Origin of the sequence: Colwellia sp. BRX10-4 (genome assembly GCF_014077465.1) — a bacterium.
Classification (GTDB): domain Bacteria; phylum Pseudomonadota; class Gammaproteobacteria; order Enterobacterales; family Alteromonadaceae; genus Colwellia_A.
The window spans coordinates 1-1,333 of the sequence record NZ_JACGVZ010000080.1; the positions used below are offsets into that span (position 1 = coordinate 1).

General features: G+C 35.6%; 1 protein-coding gene. It reads right to left on the reverse strand.

Translation table 11 applies throughout. The features are described from left to right. Positions 1–623: 623 nt before the first annotated feature. On the reverse strand, positions 624–1,333 hold a 710-nt coding region (locus tag H4J67_RS19885), incomplete at its 5' end, for a hypothetical protein (protein WP_220471681.1).

A 1,333-nucleotide genomic window follows, 5' to 3' on the forward strand; every position in this document is an offset into this window, starting at 1 on the left:
TGATAACCGACGAAATTACTTGCTTCATTCTATGCGTTAACTCACTTAATACTAAAAGTGAATACAATGGTTCTGAAATTAATGAACAAGGTTCAGTGTATTTAACTTGACGTGGGGAGTCATACCAACGCCCTGTTAAGCGGCAAAAAAATATTGGCTAAAATGTGAACGGATTGAAAAAGCCAACTGTTTTTTGTCCTTATTAATTAGCTTGTTATGTGTATTTACACCAAGCCAAATTTACTTGCTATAAACAACACGCTAAAACCTAGTATTGAACCTAACAGGCCATATACAACCATATTTCTTACATATAATTTATGCGGTTCGTACCAGCTTTTCATGAACATCTCTGGTAAGTTATAAATATAATTACGACCTGAATAACCTGATTCTTGGAGTTTTAATTTATTAATCGCTAAAAGGAGCCATCAAAGCTCCGATAAATAAAATGACAAAAAAAACCATTAACCAAACGAACAAAAATATCAACATCGGCACTCAATCAATAGATACACATAACGCCGTTTTAAGCGTAAAATTGCAGTTGGCTAAAATGTGTGAGGCACGAACAACAGCCAACTGTAATTTGTCCGACTTGAAAACCCTTGTTAGGTTTTATTTTACGGCTTTGGCTGTTCTAATATAAATAGCGTTTTATTAGGTATATTATCAAAGTTACCAGAGTATGCTTGATTCTTTTGATGGCCTTTTGTTAAATATACCACCCAATATTCGACATGAGGTGACTCCCATTTTTTTACAAGAGCAATTCCAATTTCATCTTGCTCTAAATAAAGCTCATGCTCACCAAGTAAATGAGTTCTATGTCCTTTTGAACGCTTAAAGGCATCCCAAACATCTATTGCATCTGAATATCCACCTGCAATAGCTTCAACTTGATTGCTATTAAATTCAACTCCATAATGTTTTGGAAGCTTATAACCAATCTTCTCTAGACGCGCATTAGGGCTTCCCCCAAGATTATGAACGACCAAACCATATTCAGCCATTTTTTTAGCTTTAGCTTCTGCTGCCCTTGTTAGCAGTATATTACAACGAATATTCGTTCGTTTTTGCTCTTTATCAGTACTTATCAATTTAACTAATAGCTGAGCTTGCTTGTTGTTTCCACAGTCATTGAACTCACCCGAAAAAACAGGGAGAACAAATAGCAGAGTGATCGCATATAATTTTGACATAAAACCTAACGCTTTGCTAAGCGGAAAATAATGGTTGGCTATAATCGCGAAGCGATGGCCAACTGTTATTTTTCCGTTTGAGCAACTTGTTATATGCAGAGAACGTTGAATCAAACTCTGCACGAACTTAA